Source organism: Neorhizobium sp. PAMB6716, assembly GCF_058242805.1.
On record NZ_JBZAYW010000002.1, the window covers coordinates 791,107 to 808,730 of the forward strand.

The following is a 17,624-nucleotide window of genomic DNA, read 5'->3' on the forward strand; positions in this document are numbered from 1 at the left end:
CTCTCCATCGCCATTAGCGGACATTGCCATTTATCGCAGCACTCAGGTGCGATCTTTTCGATGCTCCATGGGCTCTCAACGGTCCGATCCATGCCAACGCTTTGCTGACCTATGGGGAAAAGGAACGGATCAAGACTTTGTCGCCCAACGACATCGTCGTCCTCGACAACTTTGGTCGCCACGCAGGCCAGGCCGCTTGCTTCGGGAGAGGCTTTTCAATCAGTGACAGGATTCGTCGGTTGTGGGCCCCCCGCAACCAAGTCCTGCATCGAATTGGCGTTGAGTGACGTCCCCAAATGAAAAGGAAGTGCGTTGGTGAGCGCCCTGCGCGGGGCCGGCAAGGTCGGTTCAGCCGGCAAACGGTAAACGCGCCACTTCTTTCTGCGGCTTTGCAGTCTGCAATCTCTGGCGCTGGATTAAGACATCGGCGATCATCGTCATGAGGGTGTGCCCGTCGCAGTCACGGAACGCCATTCGCACATCACATTCCCCATCCGAGAATCGACCTGGCCGGGCGCATCATTTTAACGGACGCGCGCACCACACCGTGTCACGGCATGAAGCCGCCGCCGTTTACCCAGAGTACCTGTCCGGTCATGAAACCGCTCGCAGGCGACAGCAGGAAATCGATCGGGCCGACGATATCTTCCGGCAGCGCCAGCCGCTTCATCGGCGTCATGGCGCGATAGGCCTCCAGCGGCACGAGGGACGCCTCGTCCTCATCGGAACGTCCCGTGCCGCCGCGCAGGAAGGCCGTATCGACGAGACCGGGTGCCACGACATTAAAGCGGATGCGCGGTGCGTTTTCCACGGCGAAAGTCTTGGTCAGCGCGATCACGCCGGCCTTGGAGGCTGAATAGGCGCCGTAGCCCGGCCGGATGTTGGAGGCGAGGCCCGAGGCGACATGGACCACCGCCCCGCCTTGTGCCATCAGCGGCAAGACTGCCTTTGCGGCAAGAAAGACACCGCGCAGATTGCCAGTTGTGATTTCGTCGAAATAGTCTGCATCGGTTTCTGCAAGAGGCTGCAGTTTGCTGTTGTAGCCTGCAAGATTGACGAAACCATCCATTTCACGCCACAGGCCAGCCAGCTCTAAAAATGCAGAGCCGACCGCTTTCTCGTCGCGGACGTCGATCGGGATTGATTTCACCCCGCCTGGCTGTGCGTGCCGGTCCAGCGAACCCGCAAGATCAAGCACGATGACGTCGTCGCCTCTGGCCTTGAGATGGGCGACGAGCGCGCGGCCGATGCCACCGGCACCGCCCAATATGGCGATGCGGCGACGCTTTTCAGTGTCGACCATCAGGTAACCTTTCCCGCATCAAGCGACCGGAAGAAGGCGACGATCTCCTCTTCGGAGACGACATCGGCGTATTTCGCGTTCATATCGAAGAGGTTTGCCTCGTGTGGTGCAGGATGCCGATCCCCGCAGGCCTCGCGCACCACGCTGGTGATGAAGCCATGCGACATGGAATCGACGCAGGATGCCCGCACACAGCCGCTGGTGGTGAGGCCCGTCAGCACGACATTGTCGATCCCCATCGCCGTGAGCGTTGAGGCGAGAGAGGTGCCAAAAAAGGCCGAGGGATACTGTTTCGAGACGATGATCTCATCCTCGCGCGCAACCAGGCCCTTGGCGAAGGCCGCGGTTTTCTCGCCCTTCACGAAGGAGGCGAGGGGCTTTGCCTTTTCAAAAAAGCGCCCGCCGTTGATGCCCCCCTTCTGATAGGTGACCTCGGTAAGGATCACCGGAATGCCCATTTCATGCGCCACGTCGCGGATCCGCAGTGCCGAGGCCAGTGCCGCGTCCACACCGGCATAAAGCACGCAGTCGGGATCGAAATAGGCGTCTGCGAAGTCGATCAGGACAAGCGCTGGGCGCTTTCCAAAACCAACCCGGTTGGCATAGGCGATTTTGTAGTTGTCATCGAGATCCTCGGTCATCGTCAGTCCCTCAGATTTCTGCAAAGCGGCGTTCGAATTCCCAGACATCCTCAAAGCCAAGCAGCTTGTTGAATTCTGAGAAGGAATAGAGGTCGATATCCGGCGAGGTGATGCCGTTGGCCTTGAGATCCTTGAAAGCCTTGTCGAGAGCGGCGCCGACGCTGAGGAAACCGAGTGCCGGGTGGATGGCAATGGCGTAGCCCAGTTCCTGCAGTCGCGCCCCCGACAGAAGCGGGGTGCGCCCGCCATTGACCATATTGGCAAACAGTGGCGCCTGAATGCGCTCGGCAACCGTCTTCATTTCCGCCTCGCTTTCCGGCGATTCCACGAAAACGACATCGGCGCCGGCTTCCCGATAGGCATCCGCACGGCGGATTGCCTCGTCGAGGCCAAGGCCCGTGCGGGAATCGGTGCGGGCGATGATGAGGAAATCACGGCTTGAGCGCGCATCGCTCGCGACCTTGACCTTGCGGACCATATCCTCCAGCGGAATGACCCGCCGGTTTGGCGTGTGGCCGCATTTTTTGGGGAATTCCTGGTCCTCGATCTGGATCGCCGTCACGCCGGCGTCTTCATAACCGCGCACGGTATGGCGCACGTTGAGCAGGCCGCCATAACCGGTATCGGCATCGGCGATCACCGGGGTGCTGGTCATCTTTACGATCTGGCCAATCCGCTCGATCATGTCGCGATAGGTGGCAAGACCGGCATCGGGCAGGCCAAGATAGGAAGCGACCGTGCCGTAGCCTGTCACGTAGAGCGCCTTGAAGTCCTGGCGATCGGCAATCAGCGCTGAAATCAGATCGAAGACGCCGGGGGCGAGAATGAAGTCCTTGGCCTCAATGGCCTGCCTGAGACGGGGATCCGCCATGGTATTCCTCCTATGTTTTCGTTTTTCGTTGATGTCGTTAATGCTGGGCCAGCAGCCTGCCATAGGTGTCGAAGCGGTCCTCGATGCCGCAGGCGCGCAGCATCGCCCAGAAGGTTGCCTGATTGGATGTCACGACCGGCACGCCATGGCGTTCCTCAAGCGCTGCAATCAGCGGCAGGGTGGGGAAATCCGTGCAGGTGATGAGAATGGCATCGCTGCCGGGCACGAAACACCTGTTGACATGGGCTTCGATCGCCTCGAGCGGCGTCTCGGCGATGCGGACATAGTCTGCAGGTCCGCTCTCTCCGATACCAAGCCCGATCAGTCTCGCCACCTCGAAACCGTTTTCGACGAGAAACTCCGTTTCGTGATGGTTGAGCTTGTCGTGATAAGGCGTTGCGACCGAGAGGCGCGTCACGCCAAGCGTCTTCAGTGCGCGGATGATCGCAGCTGAGGTGGTGACGGCCTTGACCCCGGTGGCGCGGCTGAGGCCATCCGGCAGGCTATCGACCGGATTGATCATCGAGCCCGCCGTACAGGCATAGGCGATTGCATCAACGCGCGCCTGTTTCAGCATTGCGAAAACGGCTTCAAGGTCGCGCATCAAACCGGCCTTGCCTTCTGCGCTCACGGTGTCGGCGTGCAGAGGCATGCGATGGGTATGGAAGGTGACGCCCGCTGGCATCATCCGCTGCCATTCGGCCTCGTTCACCGTGTTTGTCGGCGGTGTGATCAGACCAAGCTTGGCGCGGCTTGAGTAGACGGATCTATGGCGTTCTGACATGCAATCTCCAAAAGGTAGGTATGTTTGAATATATTTACTGAGATTTGTCCATACATCCAAAGGCGCTGATTTCGATCTTCCCCACCGCGTTGCTTCGCGACCGGTGTTACCCCGGCGAGAATTGTTGTAGAGGAAGGGCGATTGAACGCGTAAAACGCCGAGCTGCGCCAACTGAAAGTGACGCATGACAACAAAAGAGGATGATCTCGCTCTGGACCGCCCGACCGAGGGCTTGCCGCGTTATGCGCAGATCCAGAAGATCCTGGAAGACAGGCTTGTCAGCGGCACCTATCCCGTGGGCAGTCTGATGCCGCCTGAACTGGAACTGGCCGTCGAATTCAACAGCAGCCGCACCACTATTCGTGAAGCCCTGCGTTATCTTCGCGAGCGCGGTTATGTCGAGCGACGCCAGGGTATCGGCACGCGCGTGATTTCTGACGCGTCGCGCACCACCTTCTACCAGTCCTTCGGTTCCCTTGAGGAACTCTTCCAGGTTGCCGTCGAAACCTACTATGTCGTCATGGACATCAAGACCGTGACGCTGGACGCGGAGCTTGCGGAATTGATCGGCGCAAAGGCCGGCGAGGAATGGATCTTGATCAACGGCGTGCGCTGGACCGAGCCGGGTGGCAAGCCGATCTGTTATATTCAAAGCTATGTGCCGAAGCGGTTCGAACATGTCGTGGCGCAGTTTCACGACCACCAGGGCCCGTTCTTTGCGCTGCTTGAACGCTATTCCGACGGCCCGATCGAGGAGGCCGTGCAGGAAATCCGGGCCATGCCCATGCCTGGCGAATTCATCCGCCAGCTGGGACTGAAGCCGGGATCGTGGTCTCTGCAGTTGCTGCGCCGTTATGTCACCCAAAGCGGTGTGCTGATCGCCTCGTTCAACTGGCACCCGGCCGAGCAGATGGCCTATCGGATGCGCATCCATCGTGCCAAGGAAGCGGGCAGCGAGTGAACGCCTTGACGCCCGGCGTATCAAGGCGACCCATCGCGCTGGTGGCCGTGCTACACCAGGAGCTGCCGCGCATCTAGCCAGCGTTGTCGTCATGGAACGAAGACCGGGTGGTAGCCGCCATGCGCATCCCGCCTGACCTGCATGGCTGCGAAATGCCGGAGATGGGCCGGGATGAGCAGGTCTTGGCGCGCAACCGCCTGTTCGAGCAGCGCCCGACGCGTGGCAATCGCCCGTTCGGGATCGCTGCAGAAGCGGCTCGCCCAGTCCGGATGATACACCTGCACTGGTGTGTGGATGGCATCGGCGCAGAAGATCGCCCGGCGCTCCTGCTGGCAGAGGCAGAGCCCCAGTTGGCCGCGGCTATGCCCGGGCAGGGCCACCAGATCGAGGCCGGCAGCGATGGAAAACCCTTCATCGACAAACTCCGCGCGGCCATCCTCGACCACCGGCATGACACTGTCGATGAAAGAGCCGTGATTGTGCTGGCCCGGTGCCTGTTCCTCTTCGGCGCGCCATTGGGCAAACTCGGCACGGCCCATCAGATAACGTGCTTTGGGAAAAGTCGGCACCCAGCGGCCGTCGATCAGCTGCGTGTTCCACCCCACGTGATCGGCATGCAGATGGGTGCATAGCACAATATCGATATCCTCCGGCCGCAGACCTGCGCGCGCCAGGTTTTCGAGATAACCGGTTGCCGCGCGCTGGTGCCAATCGGCGCGGCGAGGGCGCGGTTTGTGTTCACCGACGCAGGTATCGATCAGCACATTGAGGCCGCCGACCTGCAAAAGATGGCTCTGCACGCCAAGCAGGATCGAGCCGCTGTCGAAATCCACATGATGTGGCGCAAGCTGCGCCTCCTGCGGGCGAAGCGCCTCCACGCTTTTCCCGGGAAAGAGCAGGTCAACCGGCAGCGCGAAGGGATCAATATCGCTGATCGTCGTTATGCGTGCGGAGCCGAAGGTGAACATGAGCGCGCCGTTCCTACATAATCGCCGGTTTTTCGATCGGTGTGGACTGCGCCTTGAGCGCCGCCTGCGTGGGGTCGATCTGCTCATCGAAAAGGCGGGCTATGAAACGGGCGCCGCTGATGCCGTTCGACTCGTCGGCCGAGAGCCACCCGATCATCCGGCGCATGATCGACGCCGGCAGGAGATTGCCGTCCGCCCCCTTTTTGTCAGGGCTTGGCGGCAACAGATCCGTGTCGGCCGCGCCGCCGGGCAGATAGACATTGACGTCGACCCCGGTGCCGGCGAGATCCTGCGCCCAGATGCGTGAAGCCGCTTCCAGCGCCGCCTTGCTCGGACCATAAGGTGCATAACCTCGCCTCACCATGGTCTGGTCGCTGGTGGAGATGTTGATGACCTTGCCGAAGCCTCTCGCCACCATCTGCGGCACCGCGGCCCGCGCCATGTTGAAGGCGCCGTTGACGTTGGTGTCAATGATCTCGCGCCAGGCCTCCGGTTCCGTTTCCCAGAAACGTGTCGGCTGCGTGTTGAAGGTCTCCGACACGCGGCGCATGCCAAGCCCTGCATTGTTGATCAAGACATCGACGCGGCCGAAGGCGGCGATTGCTGATGCGACAGCCGCCTCGCACTGGGCATAATTCGCAACATCCGCCACAAGGGCGATAGCCCTGCCGGGACCCCTGCGGTTTGCTTCGGCGACGGTGTCGTCCAGCGCAGACCCCGCGCGCGACCCAACGACTGCGACCGAGGCTCCGGCCGCCGTCAGGGCCAGTGCCATTTCGCGGCCGAGGCCGCGCGAGCCGCCGGTGACGATGACCGGGCGGCCGGAAAGGGAAGGGTAGGTCTTGCCCATCGCCATTATTGCCCGCCCATGCCCATTCGCGGCATTGCACGCGGCGCACGGGCGATGATGGTGGTCTTCATCTCGGTGAACATCGCCTGCGAGCCCTTGGCGCCCTCGCGGCCGAGACCCGATTGTTTGTAGCCGCCGAAACCGGTGCGAAGATCCCGCACGATCGGCGTGTTGACGAGCACAGTACCGGTGCGCAGCGCCGAGGCCGTGCGCATGGAGCGTTCCAGATCCTGGGTCCAGACATAACCGACAAGTCCGAAATCACTTTCATTCGCCTTGGCGACGACCTCTTCCTCGTCATCGAAGATCTGGATTGCGGCAAACGGGCCGAAGATTTCCTCGCGGCAGATGGCAATGTCATTCGAAGGTGCCAGCATCGCGGTCGGCTCGAAGAAATAGCCGGCATTGACATGGCTGTCGCGATGGCCGCCGCAGAGCAAGGTGGCGCCTTCGACCTTGCCGGTCTCGGCGTAGCGCGCCATGCGTTCGCGTTGCGCATGGTTGATCATCGGCCCTATCTCTGTGCCCTGCACAAGGGGATCGCCGATTTTCAGCGCCCGTGTGCGCTGCGTGAAGCCGTCGATGAAGCGGTCCGCGATGCGACGCTCGACGAAGATCCGGCTGCCGGCCAGGCACATCTGACCATTGTTCATGAAGGAACTCATCATCGCCCCGTCGAGCGCCTGATCGAAATCGGCATCCGCAAAGACGATATTGGCCGATTTGCCACCGAGTTCCATCGCCGAGCCCTTGATGCCCTTGGCGAGCGCGGTGAGGATCGCAGCACCCGTCACGGTGCCGCCGGTAAACGAGACCATGTCGATGCCGGGATGCGAGACCAGTGCGGTGCCGGTCACCTGACCGCGGCCGTTGACGAGGTTGATCACCCCGTCCGGCAGGATGCCTTCGATGATCTCCACCAGCCGCGTGACAGTGAGCGGTGTCAGTTCCGAGGGCTTCACCACGCAGGCATTGCCGAAGGCAAGCGCGCCGGCGATCTTCATGGCGGTCAGCCCGAGCGGCATGTTCCAGGGACCGATCAGCGCACAGACGCCGATCGGCTCATAGGTGACGATGCTCATCAGGCCGGGCTCCTGGGTGAACACATCGCCGCCGGCCTGGTTGATATATTCGGCGAAGAAACGGAAATTATAGGCCGCGCGCGGCACATGGACGTTGCGGGTCTGGCTGAGTGGGATGCCGGTGTTGATGGTCTCGAGCGCTGCCAGTTCATCGGCATGGGCGAGGATCGCATCATGGATTGCCAGCAATGCAGCCTGCCGCTCGGCCACGCTCGAGCGCCCCCATGGCCCCTTGTCGAAAGCGCCGCGTGCCGCAGATACGGCGCGATCCACTTCGTCAGCGGACGATTCGTAAAGTGTGGCAACACGCTGTTCGGTGGTCGGGTCGATCACGGCGATTTCTTCCGTGGCGGATGGACCGCTGAAGCGCCCGGCGACATAGCCGCTGATGGGCAGGGGGCTGCGGCTCAATTCGTCGCGTTTTTGATGCACTGGCTGTTCCTCAAGCGTTGATCGCGTTTTTATCGATGCGGGCCGCGGTTTGGATCGCGCGGCCTCGGCTTGGTCGAGAGAATGTGGCCGGACATGGCGGCTGCCGCCCACTCGCTGTTGCGGGCACTCAGTGCGGCATGAATGTCGCGATGCTGGCGGTTGGAGCGAACCACATCGACCCGCTGCTCCATCACGAACTGTTTGACGAGGATCAGCGGCAACGCTGCCGCCGGTGCCGTCAGCCGCTTCAGCTGCGCCGAGCGGGTTGCATCGATGATGAGGCCGTGGAAATCCGTATTCAGCGACAGGAAACGTTCCGCCACCGCACTGCTCGTATCCGTCTCGATCTCGGCCATCGCGTCGATCAGGTGTTGCAGCCGGACAAGCTCGGCCGGCGTGATCTTCTGTGCCGCGATCGAGGCGGCATAGGCTTCATGCTGCGCGCGAATGTCGAAGATGATCGACACTTCTTCCGGAGAGAAATGGGTAACGAAACGATGGCGGTTGCTGACCGTGGCCAGTCCCTCGGCGGCGAGCCGCCGCAGCGCCTCGCGCACCGGGGTGCGGCTGGTGCCGGTCATGGTCGCCAGCATTTCCTCGGGAAGATGATCGCCAGGCTTCAGCTCGCCGCGCAGGATTGCCTGGCGAATGCCCTGATAGGCCTTTTCAACCGGCCGCTGCAGATCGGTATCTTCAATCTCGATACCCTCGGCGCCCCCGGACAGATCATCTTCCTCAGCTTTGTTCATCGTGTCTTCACCTCGATATGGTTGGCATGGTTTTGCCTGTACCAGGTTGCGATTTCCTCGCGGGTGGTAAACCATACATCGTCAAATTGCTTGGCGTAGCGGATGAAATCCCGCAATGCGCGTATCCGGTATGGCTGACCGATGACGTGCGGATGCAGACCGATGTTCATGAATTTGCCTGTCGTCTCGCTTTCGGCATAAAGCCAGTCGAACTGCTCCTTGAACATCTGCAGCCCGCCTTCCGCACCGAGCCCCTGGCGCAGGAAGCTGAAGTCATTGACCTCAGACGTGTAGGACACGGAGACCATGGGCTTGCCGCTGCGGGTCTCGACCATATAGGGCTGGTCGTCATTCAAGAGGTCGCAGATATAGATCAGTCCTTCCTCGGCAAGGATGTCGATGGTGTTGAGCGTTGAACGCAGCGAACTGGACAGCCAACCCTTGGCCTTGAACCCGCAGAACTCCTCATAAACATCCAGGGTGGCGCGGATCACCTCGCGCTCCTTGTCCTCGTCGAACATGTTGTCGGTGAGCAGTTCGGACTGCACATAGTTATGGGCAACGATTTCCCAGCCGCGGTCGAGCGCCGCGCGCACCACCTGTGGCCGCTCCAGCGCCATCTTGGCATTGATGGTGCAGCTCGATGGCACGCCCTCTGCGTCAAAGATATCGAACATGCGCCAGACGCCGACGCGCTGGCCGTATTCGCGCCAGGTATAATTGGCATTGTCATAGACATTTCCGGGAAGATCTCCCCCGACAATGCTGGGGCCGCCGGGGTAATAGGGTTTGGGCGTGTCACGCACCGGGTCCCAATATTCGAAATTGGTCGTGAGGATGATGGCGAGACGCTTGCCGTTCGGCCACCGGAGCGGCTTGCGTTCGTTGATCGGAACGAAATCGTAGTGCATCGGTCTTCTCCGCCCGCCTCAGTGCTGCGACAGGAGAGAGCCGAAGCCCTGCACCTTGTCTTCGATGCCATTCTGGCGCAGTGCATACCAGTAGGTCGCCGTGTTGATGGCGATCACGGGCTTGTCGAGCCAGAATTCGGCGATGCCGGCGACACGCGCCATGGCAAGGTTGGTGCCGACCTGGACGATCGCCTCGACGCTGGAATCATTGACCTCGTTGATGCTGTCACGCAGTTCCTGCTCGCTGACGTGGGCGATCAGCATCGGGCTTGGGCAGCGCAGGCCCTTGAGATGCACGACCTCATAACCGCAATCGGAGAAGAACTTGATCACCTGCTTGTCGCCGACCGGCATATACGGTGTGACGACGCCGATGCGCTTGATGTCGCCGTATTTGGCCAATGCCGCCTGGCAGGCATCGGAGCCCATCGTGACCTTCACGCCGGCGCGTTCCTCGACGCGCTTCTGGAGTTCTACCGAACCATCAAGTCCGTCCCAGAACGTTTCTGCCGACATGCCCATCACCAGGTGATCGGGGCTGCAAGTCATCACGGAATCAATCGACTGCATGATCGCTGCGCGGATATTGTCGATGAGCTTGAGGAAATCGTCGTCGCTATGAACCGGATCATCCGGGATCGTGATGCGGGAAAAGTGGTTGGTCACGCCGACCGGGCTCATGCGGTCGAATTCCGGCTGCACGGACGTATTGGTCGAAGGCGCGATGACGCCGAATTTTTTGCGGTATCCGAGGCTGTCCACCATGTTCAAAATTCCTTTTTCAAATTTGCTGCTGAAGGTCAGGCGACGTCTTCCAGGTCGCGGAGCGACTGGATCATCGAAGACCGCATGAGGTAGTTTTTGTGCTTGGAGGGATCGGCGGCGATCTGGCGCAATTCGTCGTGATAGGCCGCGCGTGCCACGGGATCGTTTTCCGCCATCATCTTGCGATTGCGCAACGATTGTTCCTGGACGGTTTCGATCGCCACCTTGCGGCGCTGGCGATTGTAGCGCTGGGTGATGTCAAGCGGCGCCTTGCCATGCCAGACCTCGACCAGCTTGTCGCACAGGTTCACCGCATCATGAATGCCGCCGTTCATGCCCATGCCGCCAAGCGGATTGTTGAGATGGGCAGAATCGCCTGCCAAGAAGACGCGACCAGCGACATAGCTCGCCGCGACACGCTGGTGCACGCGGTAGGCGGTTGCGTGGACGATGTCGTAGGCGCCAGACTTTGGGCAAAGTGCCTGCAGGCGTCGTTCCATCTCGGCCGGATCCTTGATCTGCTCTTCCGTCTGGTTCGGGTCGGTCGGCAGCAGCACGCGCCAGAGCGACGGGGTGCGCAGCAGCACCGCCCATTCGCTGGGATCGGTGAGGTAGGCGATCGGCGCCAGATCCTCGATTGCCTCGTCAAAGCGAAACGACGTTGACATCGACAGGAAGATCTCCGGTATCGTCAGCCCGTCGAAGGAAATGCCGAGCGACTTGCGGATGGCACTATGGGCGCCATCGCAGGCAATGAGGTATTGTCCGGACAATTGTTCGCGCGAACCATCCTCGATATGCTCGATTGTCAGCGTTATCCCGGCATCATCCTGCACGACCTCTACGGCCTTGGCACCATAGATCAGGTCGATCTGGCTATCCGCCGCGATGAGCGCCCGCAACTCTTCGGAGAGCTTCCACTGTTCGCATTGAAGGCGATAGGGATGATTGGTCTCGCCGGCCAGAATGCCGAGATCGAAGGTCGCGACGACCCCTTCCTTTCGGTCACGAAACTGCCATGTCGGGCAGACAAGCCCGCGTTCGACGAGTTTTCTGCTGATATCAAAGCGATCGAGCATGTCGAGCGTTGGCGGATGGAATGTCGAAGCCCTGAGGTCCTTGGGCAGGTCCGGGCTGGTTTCCACGATGGTCACGGGTATACCCGCCTGCGACAGGCAGCAGGCAGCAACCAGCCCGACAGGCCCGGCCCCGACGATCAGAACACGATCCATGTTCACCCTCATTATCATTATTTCTCCGTCAATGTTTCCCTTGACATGGGTCAAGTGCTAACTCATTGTGTACAACATGTCACGACATTTAAAGAGGCAATTTTGTAAATGTCGAGATTTTTAGAGCAGGCTGATTGTTGAGCATGCGGTGCATGTGAAGCGGCCGAGCGATGAAGAAGGCGGGCGCGAAATGGCGTTCCGCCTATAAAATGAGGCGCCAAAAGGCGTCCGAAGACGGGAACGACGATCTTGACGATAAAATTGACGGGAAGAATTCCGCTTTTCTCTTAGGTTGATTAGGCCCGGGCAGGGCGGCTCACGGCATGTCAGTATGCCGTTTTTCTGTGCGTTTGCACTTTTGCCCTGCCCTGTTTGTATACAAATAACGAGAGACAAGCTCATGTTGTTAATTCAGCAATTGCTGAACGGGATCATGCTGGGCAGCGTTTACGTGACGGTGGCGGTCGCCTTCACCCTGACCATCGGCGTGTTGAACTTCCTCAACTTCACCATTCCTACGCTCTTCATGCTTTCGGGCATGGGCGCCTGGGCGCTTGCCAAATGGGGGCTGCCCTTCGGCCTGACGGGGCCCTTTCCCTGGCCGGTGGCGCTCGGCGGTGCAGTTGTCATGACAATTGCCGCATCGCTCGTCGTTGAACGCTTCACCTTTCGTTACATGAAGGCGAAGTACGGCGATGCGACGGAGCATGCCATTCCGCTGGTAAGCTCGCTCGGTTTTCTTCTCATCATCGAAAACCTGATCCGCATCGGTTACGGCACCGATCCCCAGCGCATGGACGCGATCAGCTGGGATACGACCATCAACCTCGACGGCCTGCTTCTGCGCGCGCCGCAACTGATCAGCCTTGCGGTCGCACTCGCAATCGTTGCCGGACTGACCTGGGTGCTGAAACACAGCCGCATCGGTCGCGGATTGCGCGCGATTGCCGAAAATCCGGATGCGGCCAATATCCTCGGCGTCGATTCCAAGCGGCTCGTTCCGGTCATCTTCATGCTGACCGGCCTGCTCTGCGGGCTTGCCGGCATTCTCTTTGCCATCAATTACGGTGAGGTCTCCCCGGGCATGGGGGAGGAAATCGGGTCCAAGGCCATAGCCGGCATGGTGATCGGCGGACTTGGCTCGATCTGGGGCGCCGTATTAGGCGGCCTGATCATCGGCATCGCGGAGATGCTGACCGTTCATTTTTTCGGCGCCGACACCGTCCAGGTCGTCGTGTGGGGCCTGCTGCTCGCGGCCCTCTTCGTCCGCCCCCAGGGCCTGCTTGGCCATCACTCGATTGGCAAAGGAAAGCTCTGACCATGAGCGGCTATTGGACCGGTATTCTCACGATCCTCGCGATCAATGTCATCATGGCCTATGCGATCTTTCTGCCTGTCGCAACTGGCCAGCTCAATCTCGGTGGTGCCGGTTTCCAGGCGCTCGGTGCCTACACCGCCGCCTATTTTTCCGCAAATTACGGCCTGACCGTCTGGTTGACATTGCCTCTGTCGATCCTGGTCGGCGGCGCAGTCGGCATGGCCATCGCACTGCCTTTGCTGCGCACGAAGGGTGTCTATCTGGTGCTTGCCACTTTCGCACTTGCTGAGGTGATCGGGGGGGCCATCCTCAATACCGAGGCGCTCGGAGGGGCCATGGGGCTGTCCGTGCCGGATTATGTCGATTATCCGGTGCCGATGGGGGCGGCCGTCCTGGTCACCCTGTTCTGCTTTTATCTGATGGCAACGCGCTTCGGGCTTGCCATGCGCGCTGCCCATGACGATGAGGTGGTCACCGATCTCCTCGGTGTCAGCGTTCGCGGCGTTCGGGTGGCAGCCTTTGCCATCGGCGCGGCCCTGGCCGGTCTCGCCGGCGCGCTTTATGCGCACAGCTACAGCTTCGTGGAAAGCCAGAGCTTCAACGCGACCCTGTCGATCTATGTCCTCCTCTACGTGCTTTTGGGCGGTACCCAGACCGCGCTCGGGCCGTTGTTCGGTGCGGTGTTCTTCACCTTGCTGCCGGAAGTGCTTCGCTCGATCCTGCCCGAATTCAAGAGCTGGATCGTCCTGGCCTTCGGGGCCGGCGGCAATGTTTCTCCTCCCGACGAGAGCTGGCGTTTCGTGATCCTTGGCCTTCTGACTGTGCTGATGATGATATTCCGACCAGAGGGCCTGATCACCCGAACACTGGTCGACAGGCTCTGCAGTCCTTTTACGCCACGCCGGCGCGTCCTGCGGGAGGTCGCGGTATGAGCGGCTCATCCGACGTCCTTCTCAGTCTGTCAGGGGTGTGGAAAAAATTCGGCGGCCTCACCGTCACCTCGGATGTCAGCTTCGACGTGCCCCGCGGCGCCCGTATGGCGTTGATCGGGCCAAACGGCGCCGGCAAGACGACGATCTTCAATCTGATCTCGGGCTTTTACGAACCAACAGCGGGCAAGATCGAGCTCGAGGGTCGCTCCATTCTGGATTATCCCTCGCGCAAGCGCATCGGCCTCGGCATTGCCCGCAGCTTTCAGAACATTCGGCTGATGCCGCATCTCTCGGTTGTCGAAAATGTCATGCTTGGCCAACAGGTGCATGCCAATTCGGTCTTCGACATGCTGAAGCCGCTTTCCCTGTTCGGCCGCTCGCGCTGGCGCGCCGAGGCTGAAGCGCTGCTGGAGGAAATGGGGCTCGACACCTATCCGGGTGAAGTGGTCGCCACGCTGCCTTATGGCGTCAGGAAGAAGATCGAGGTGGTGCGGGCGCTGGCGGCCAGGCCCAAGCTGCTCCTGCTGGACGAACCGGCCGCCGGTCTCAACGGCGCAGAAACCCAGAGCCTGACGGACTTCCTGAAGGGTATCAGCCGTTCGGGGGTCACGCTGCTGGTGGTCGAGCACGATATGGGACTGGTGCGCGAACTCTGTGACACCGCCGTGGTGCTGAACTTCGGCAAAAAGATCTACGAAGGATCGACGGCGCATGTGCAGGAGGATCCGCTCGTGCTTGAAGCCTATCTCGGTCCCAATCATGCCAAGGCCGCAAAATCGGGAGCCGCCAATGTTGCTTGAAGTGCGCGGTCTTGATGTGCGTTACGGCCGCAACCATGCGGTCAAGTCGCTTGATCTTCATGTGGCGGAAGGCGAGATCGTGACCGTCCTCGGCGCCAATGGCGCGGGCAAAACCTCGCTGTTGCGGGCGCTGCAGGGGGCCGTGAGGCCAGCATCTGGCTCCATCAGGCTTGCCGGCCATGAACTTGCCCAGGCCACACCTGCCGAGCGCGTGCGCCGTGGCATGGCGCTTGTTCCAGAGGGCCGGCAGATCTTCGTGAGCATGTCGGTGCATGACAATCTGCTGATGGGCGCCTATCTGCGCAAGGACGGCGATTGGACCCGCGATGTTGATGAGGTCTATGACCGCTTCCCCAATCTTGCCGAACGACGCGACATGAAGGCGAGCGTGCTGTCGGGCGGCGAGCAGCAGATGCTGGCGATCGGTCGTGCTCTGGTCAGCCGGCCGCGGTTAATCATGCTGGACGAGCCCTCGCTTGGCCTTTCGCCGCTGTTTGTCACAAATCTCTTCGATCTCATCGGCGAACTCAACCGCTCGGGCATCAGCATCCTTCTGGTCGAGCAAAACACCGGCATGGCCCTCGATGTCGCCCGGCGCGGTTATGTGCTGGAACTCGGCCAGGTTGTGCTTTCGGACGAAGCCCAGGCACTCGCCGGCAACAGTGCCCTGACCCAAGCCTATCTCGGCGGCGGCCACGCCGCTGCAAGCTGATCCCGATCTGACCGTCACCGGACGGACTGCCATCTCGAAAACAAAGGAGAATGCAATGACATCAAGGTTCCGTTTGCTCGCATCCGTCGCTCTGGCCGCGTTGGTGGCGCTTCCTGCGCTTGCGGAGGACACGATCAAGATCGGCAATATCGTCACCACGGCCGGGGTGCTGAAGAGCGTCGCGGAGCCTGCCGTGGTCGCCGCCGACATCGCCGTCGAAGAAATCAATGCCGCAGGCGGCATCAATGGCAAGAAGGTCGAGCTGATCCGCTTCGAGGCATCCTCCGACCCCAAGCAGGCCTCCGTTGGCGCGCGCAAGCTCGCACAGGATGATGGCGTGCTGGCCATTCTCGGACCCTTCTCATCGGCCGAATTTTCTGTCGCTCTCAACGATGCCGAGCGCTTGAAGGTGTTGATGATGCCGAACTCCGCCTCCACGCCCGGCCTGACCGAGGGCAAGACCTACAGCTACCGCCTGTCGGAAGACGAAAGCAAACAGTTCGGCCGTCTGCTGAAGTCGATCAAGGCGAAGGGCGTCAAGTCCGATACGGCCGAGATCGTCTATATCTCTGACGAAGTGGTCTCGAATGCCGCTGGCACCAAGCTCTATCCCACGCTGCTCGATGCCGCAGGCATCAAGCACGGCACGCCGATCGCGGTACAGTACAAAAGCTTTGATATGTCGGCACAGGCGGCCCAGATCATGCAGTCCAATCCGGATATTGTCGCCATCGCCGGCACGCCGCCATCCGCCTCCAAGGTCATCAAGGAGTTGCGGCGCCAGGGCTACAAGGGCCGCATCATCGGCTCGCAGATCTTCGCTGACCCCAATGTTCTCGAACTGTTTGGTCCGGAGGGTGACGGCACGCTGCTCGTCGCTGGTTTTTGGAAGGGCTTTAATGCGAGATCGCAGGCCTTCAACGACACGTTCGTGGCCGAAGCCGAAAAGCGTGGCATCCACAAGCTCGGCGCACACCATTCCGATGCGCAGACCTATGACACGCTGTTCCTGATGAAGCAGGTGATGGAAAAGGCCGGCGTTACCGGAGATCCGTCGAAGCTGACGCAAGAACGGGAGAAGATTACCGCTGCCATGCAAGGCGTGAGCTTCTCCGGCATCCTCGGCGACAACATCTGCTTTGCCGGTCATGATGCCGAGCTTCCAGGTTATGTCATTGAGATCAAGAACGGGCAGTGGACGAAGTTTGACGAGGCGCCGGCCGATCCCTGCAAGTGATTTCCATTTGAAACCGACCCCGACAGCGCGCCACGCTGACGTCTTCAGCGTGGCGATCCGCCCCGGCCGTGATGTGCCAAGACCAAGCCCCAAGAAGAACAGAGGGAATGTGAAATGTTGAAACGCTTGACGATGGCGACTGCGCTTGCCGCGACACTGTCTTTTGTCCCCTTGACGATGGCCGCGGCCGAGACCGTCGGACTGGCGACCACCAAGGGCGGTGCGACCGAGCAGATCGCCACGGCGCTTGCCAAGACCATCACGGAGAAGGCGGGCGTCATGGTGCGTCCGCAGGTCATGGCCAACACATCGCAGTATCTGCCGCTGGTCGATGCCGGACGCGTGGAATTCGGGATCGCCAATTTTCCGCAGACTGCCTATGCGATCTCAGGCACTGGCATGTCCGAAGGGCAGCCCAGTCCGAACCTGCGCATGGTGGCGTCTCTCATCCCTTTTAATGCCGGCCTGATGGCAACCGAAAAGTCGGGCATGAAGACCATGGCGGATCTGAAGGGGAGGAAAGTGCCGCGATTTCCGGTCAATTCGCTCGGTGATTTCATCATTCGGGCATCGCTGCAGACTGCGGGCCTGACCTATGACGATGTGACATCTGTGCCGATCGCCAATTTCCCGGCCATGTTCGAGGCGCTGAAGGACGGCCAGACCGATGTGACCATCGCAACGGCCGGATCGCAGTCCGTTCTCGATATCGAGGCTTCGGTGGGCGGCGTCACCTTCCTCAGCTACAAGGCCGGCGACGAAGCGGTGCTCGACAAGCAGCTTCCCGGGACGGGGTTGAAGAAGGGCAGTCAGCTCGCCACGTCGCCCGGCATCACGCCCGAAACCAACATCTTTTTCTATGATTATACGCTGTTTGCCAGCGCCAGTGTTCCCAATGAGACGGTCGCCAAGGTAGCCAAAGCGCTTTACGAGGGCAAGGAGAGCCTGCAGGCATCCGGTCCGATCTGGAGCGAGTTCGATCCGGCCAAACTCGCCCATGTCACCAAGCTCGACTATCATCCGGGTGCGGTGGCGTTCTACAAGAGCGTCGGCATCTGGTCCGGCAAGTGAGGGCG

18 protein-coding genes are annotated in these 17,624 nt (G+C 60.6%); 7 read left to right on the forward strand and 11 right to left on the reverse strand.

Features of this window, described 5'->3' with window-relative positions; all coding sequences use genetic code 11:
• Positions 1-550: 550 nt before the first annotated feature.
• Genes AC4CWH_RS22285 through AC4CWH_RS22300 form a run of 4 tightly spaced genes read right to left on the reverse strand, consistent with a single transcriptional unit; the run spans position 551 to position 3,599 of the window.
• A complete protein-coding gene (locus tag AC4CWH_RS22285; protein ID WP_491321535.1) occupies positions 551-1,303 on the reverse strand; it encodes an SDR family oxidoreductase in 753 nt (250 codons plus the stop codon).
• Positions 1,303-1,944, reverse strand: coding sequence for an isochorismatase family protein (locus tag AC4CWH_RS22290; RefSeq protein WP_491321536.1), 642 nt, complete (start codon positions 1,942-1,944; stop codon positions 1,303-1,305). Before AC4CWH_RS22290 ends, AC4CWH_RS22285 begins: the two co-directional genes overlap by 1 nt.
• A gap of 10 nt (positions 1,945-1,954) precedes the next feature.
• Complete coding sequence (locus AC4CWH_RS22295) at positions 1,955-2,815, reverse strand: isocitrate lyase/PEP mutase family protein (RefSeq protein ID WP_491321537.1); 861 nt, start codon at positions 2,813-2,815, stop codon at positions 1,955-1,957.
• A gap of 37 nt (positions 2,816-2,852) precedes the next feature.
• Entirely contained in the window at positions 2,853-3,599 is a 747-nt protein-coding gene (locus tag AC4CWH_RS22300) for a maleate cis-trans isomerase family protein (RefSeq protein WP_491321538.1), read from the reverse strand.
• Positions 3,600-3,783: 184 nt separating this feature from the next.
• Between AC4CWH_RS22300 and AC4CWH_RS22305 the strand changes: the two genes are divergently transcribed.
• The gene (locus AC4CWH_RS22305) at positions 3,784-4,560 is read left to right on the forward strand and encodes a GntR family transcriptional regulator (RefSeq protein WP_491321539.1); all 777 of its coding nucleotides are present in this window, start codon (positions 3,784-3,786) and stop codon (positions 4,558-4,560) included.
• A gap of 89 nt (positions 4,561-4,649) precedes the next feature.
• Here the strand turns inward: AC4CWH_RS22305 and AC4CWH_RS22310 are convergent, their stop codons facing one another.
• The 7 genes from AC4CWH_RS22310 to AC4CWH_RS22340 are packed head-to-tail and all read right to left on the reverse strand — an operon-like array spanning position 4,650 to position 11,549.
• Entirely contained in the window at positions 4,650-5,528 is an 879-nt protein-coding gene (locus AC4CWH_RS22310) for an MBL fold metallo-hydrolase (protein ID WP_491321540.1), read from the reverse strand.
• Between the two features lie 13 nt (positions 5,529-5,541).
• Positions 5,542-6,384 carry an SDR family NAD(P)-dependent oxidoreductase gene (locus tag AC4CWH_RS22315; RefSeq protein ID WP_491321541.1) on the reverse strand — a complete coding sequence of 281 codons (843 nt, stop codon included), beginning with the start codon at positions 6,382-6,384 and terminating at the stop codon, positions 5,542-5,544.
• Positions 6,384-7,892 (reverse strand): aldehyde dehydrogenase, encoded by a 1,509-nt coding sequence (locus AC4CWH_RS22320; protein ID WP_491321542.1) that lies wholly within the window; start codon positions 7,890-7,892, stop codon positions 6,384-6,386. Before AC4CWH_RS22320 ends, AC4CWH_RS22315 begins: the two co-directional genes overlap by 1 nt.
• 29 nt (positions 7,893-7,921) lie before the next feature.
• Positions 7,922-8,641 carry a GntR family transcriptional regulator gene (locus AC4CWH_RS22325; protein ID WP_491321543.1) on the reverse strand — a complete coding sequence of 240 codons (720 nt, stop codon included), beginning with the start codon at positions 8,639-8,641 and terminating at the stop codon, positions 7,922-7,924.
• A complete protein-coding gene (locus AC4CWH_RS22330; protein ID WP_491321544.1) occupies positions 8,638-9,552 on the reverse strand; it encodes a polysaccharide deacetylase family protein in 915 nt (304 codons plus the stop codon). The genes AC4CWH_RS22325 and AC4CWH_RS22330 overlap by 4 nt, the downstream gene beginning before the upstream one ends.
• Positions 9,553-9,570: 18 nt before the next feature.
• The gene (locus tag AC4CWH_RS22335; RefSeq protein ID WP_491321545.1) at positions 9,571-10,317 is read right to left on the reverse strand and encodes a maleate cis-trans isomerase family protein; all 747 of its coding nucleotides are present in this window, start codon (positions 10,315-10,317) and stop codon (positions 9,571-9,573) included.
• Between the two features lie 35 nt (positions 10,318-10,352).
• Positions 10,353-11,549, reverse strand: a complete 1,197-nt coding sequence (locus tag AC4CWH_RS22340) for an FAD-dependent oxidoreductase (RefSeq protein ID WP_491321546.1) — start codon at positions 11,547-11,549, stop codon at positions 10,353-10,355.
• Between the two features lie 400 nt (positions 11,550-11,949).
• Between AC4CWH_RS22340 and AC4CWH_RS22345 the strand changes: the two genes are divergently transcribed.
• The 6 genes from AC4CWH_RS22345 (at position 11,950) to AC4CWH_RS22370 (ending at position 17,619) form a co-directional block, all read left to right on the forward strand.
• Positions 11,950-12,867, forward strand: a complete 918-nt coding sequence (locus tag AC4CWH_RS22345; RefSeq protein ID WP_491321547.1) for a branched-chain amino acid ABC transporter permease — start codon at positions 11,950-11,952, stop codon at positions 12,865-12,867.
• A 2-nt stretch (positions 12,868-12,869) separates the two neighbouring features.
• Entirely contained in the window at positions 12,870-13,799 is a 930-nt protein-coding gene (locus AC4CWH_RS22350) for a branched-chain amino acid ABC transporter permease (RefSeq protein WP_491321548.1), read from the forward strand.
• On the forward strand, positions 13,796-14,599 hold the full coding sequence (locus tag AC4CWH_RS22355) for an ABC transporter ATP-binding protein (protein WP_491321549.1): 804 nt from the start codon (positions 13,796-13,798) through the stop codon (positions 14,597-14,599). Before AC4CWH_RS22350 ends, AC4CWH_RS22355 begins: the two co-directional genes overlap by 4 nt.
• A complete protein-coding gene (locus AC4CWH_RS22360; RefSeq protein ID WP_491286351.1) occupies positions 14,589-15,311 on the forward strand; it encodes an ABC transporter ATP-binding protein in 723 nt (240 codons plus the stop codon). Before AC4CWH_RS22355 ends, AC4CWH_RS22360 begins: the two co-directional genes overlap by 11 nt.
• Positions 15,312-15,366: 55 nt before the next feature.
• On the forward strand, positions 15,367-16,548 hold the full coding sequence (locus tag AC4CWH_RS22365; protein WP_491321550.1) for an ABC transporter substrate-binding protein: 1,182 nt from the start codon (positions 15,367-15,369) through the stop codon (positions 16,546-16,548).
• A gap of 114 nt (positions 16,549-16,662) precedes the next feature.
• Positions 16,663-17,619: a TAXI family TRAP transporter solute-binding subunit gene (locus tag AC4CWH_RS22370; protein WP_491321551.1), complete on the forward strand. Its 957-nt coding sequence runs from the start codon at positions 16,663-16,665 to the stop codon at positions 17,617-17,619.
• Positions 17,620-17,624 lie beyond the last annotated feature (5 nt).

Excerpts from the sequence above, each read along its gene's own strand:
- AC4CWH_RS22310 (WP_491321540.1), bottom strand. The coding sequence starts at position 5,528 with ATGTTCACCTTCGGCTCCGCACGCATAACGACGATCAGCGATATTGAT.
- AC4CWH_RS22290 (WP_491321536.1), bottom strand. The coding sequence starts at position 1,944 with ATGACCGAGGATCTCGATGACAACTACAAAATCGCCTATGCCAACCGG.
- AC4CWH_RS22295 (WP_491321537.1), bottom strand. The coding sequence starts at position 2,815 with ATGGCGGATCCCCGTCTCAGGCAGGCCATTGAGGCCAAGGACTTCATT.
- AC4CWH_RS22370 (WP_491321551.1), top strand. The coding sequence starts at position 16,663 with ATGTTGAAACGCTTGACGATGGCGACTGCGCTTGCCGCGACACTGTCT.
- AC4CWH_RS22340 (WP_491321546.1), bottom strand. The coding sequence starts at position 11,549 with ATGGATCGTGTTCTGATCGTCGGGGCCGGGCCTGTCGGGCTGGTTGCT.
- AC4CWH_RS22325 (WP_491321543.1), bottom strand. The coding sequence starts at position 8,641 with ATGAACAAAGCTGAGGAAGATGATCTGTCCGGGGGCGCCGAGGGTATC.
- AC4CWH_RS22350 (WP_491321548.1), top strand. The coding sequence starts at position 12,870 with ATGAGCGGCTATTGGACCGGTATTCTCACGATCCTCGCGATCAATGTC.
- AC4CWH_RS22360 (WP_491286351.1), top strand. The coding sequence starts at position 14,589 with ATGTTGCTTGAAGTGCGCGGTCTTGATGTGCGTTACGGCCGCAACCAT.
- AC4CWH_RS22315 (WP_491321541.1), bottom strand. The coding sequence starts at position 6,384 with ATGGCGATGGGCAAGACCTACCCTTCCCTTTCCGGCCGCCCGGTCATC.
- AC4CWH_RS22285 (WP_491321535.1), bottom strand. The coding sequence starts at position 1,303 with ATGGTCGACACTGAAAAGCGTCGCCGCATCGCCATATTGGGCGGTGCC.
- AC4CWH_RS22335 (WP_491321545.1), bottom strand. The coding sequence starts at position 10,317 with ATGGTGGACAGCCTCGGATACCGCAAAAAATTCGGCGTCATCGCGCCT.
- AC4CWH_RS22355 (WP_491321549.1), top strand. The coding sequence starts at position 13,796 with ATGAGCGGCTCATCCGACGTCCTTCTCAGTCTGTCAGGGGTGTGGAAA.
- AC4CWH_RS22365 (WP_491321550.1), top strand. The coding sequence starts at position 15,367 with ATGACATCAAGGTTCCGTTTGCTCGCATCCGTCGCTCTGGCCGCGTTG.
- AC4CWH_RS22345 (WP_491321547.1), top strand. The coding sequence starts at position 11,950 with ATGTTGTTAATTCAGCAATTGCTGAACGGGATCATGCTGGGCAGCGTT.
- AC4CWH_RS22300 (WP_491321538.1), bottom strand. The coding sequence starts at position 3,599 with ATGTCAGAACGCCATAGATCCGTCTACTCAAGCCGCGCCAAGCTTGGT.
- AC4CWH_RS22305 (WP_491321539.1), top strand. The coding sequence starts at position 3,784 with ATGACAACAAAAGAGGATGATCTCGCTCTGGACCGCCCGACCGAGGGC.
- AC4CWH_RS22330 (WP_491321544.1), bottom strand. The coding sequence starts at position 9,552 with ATGCACTACGATTTCGTTCCGATCAACGAACGCAAGCCGCTCCGGTGG.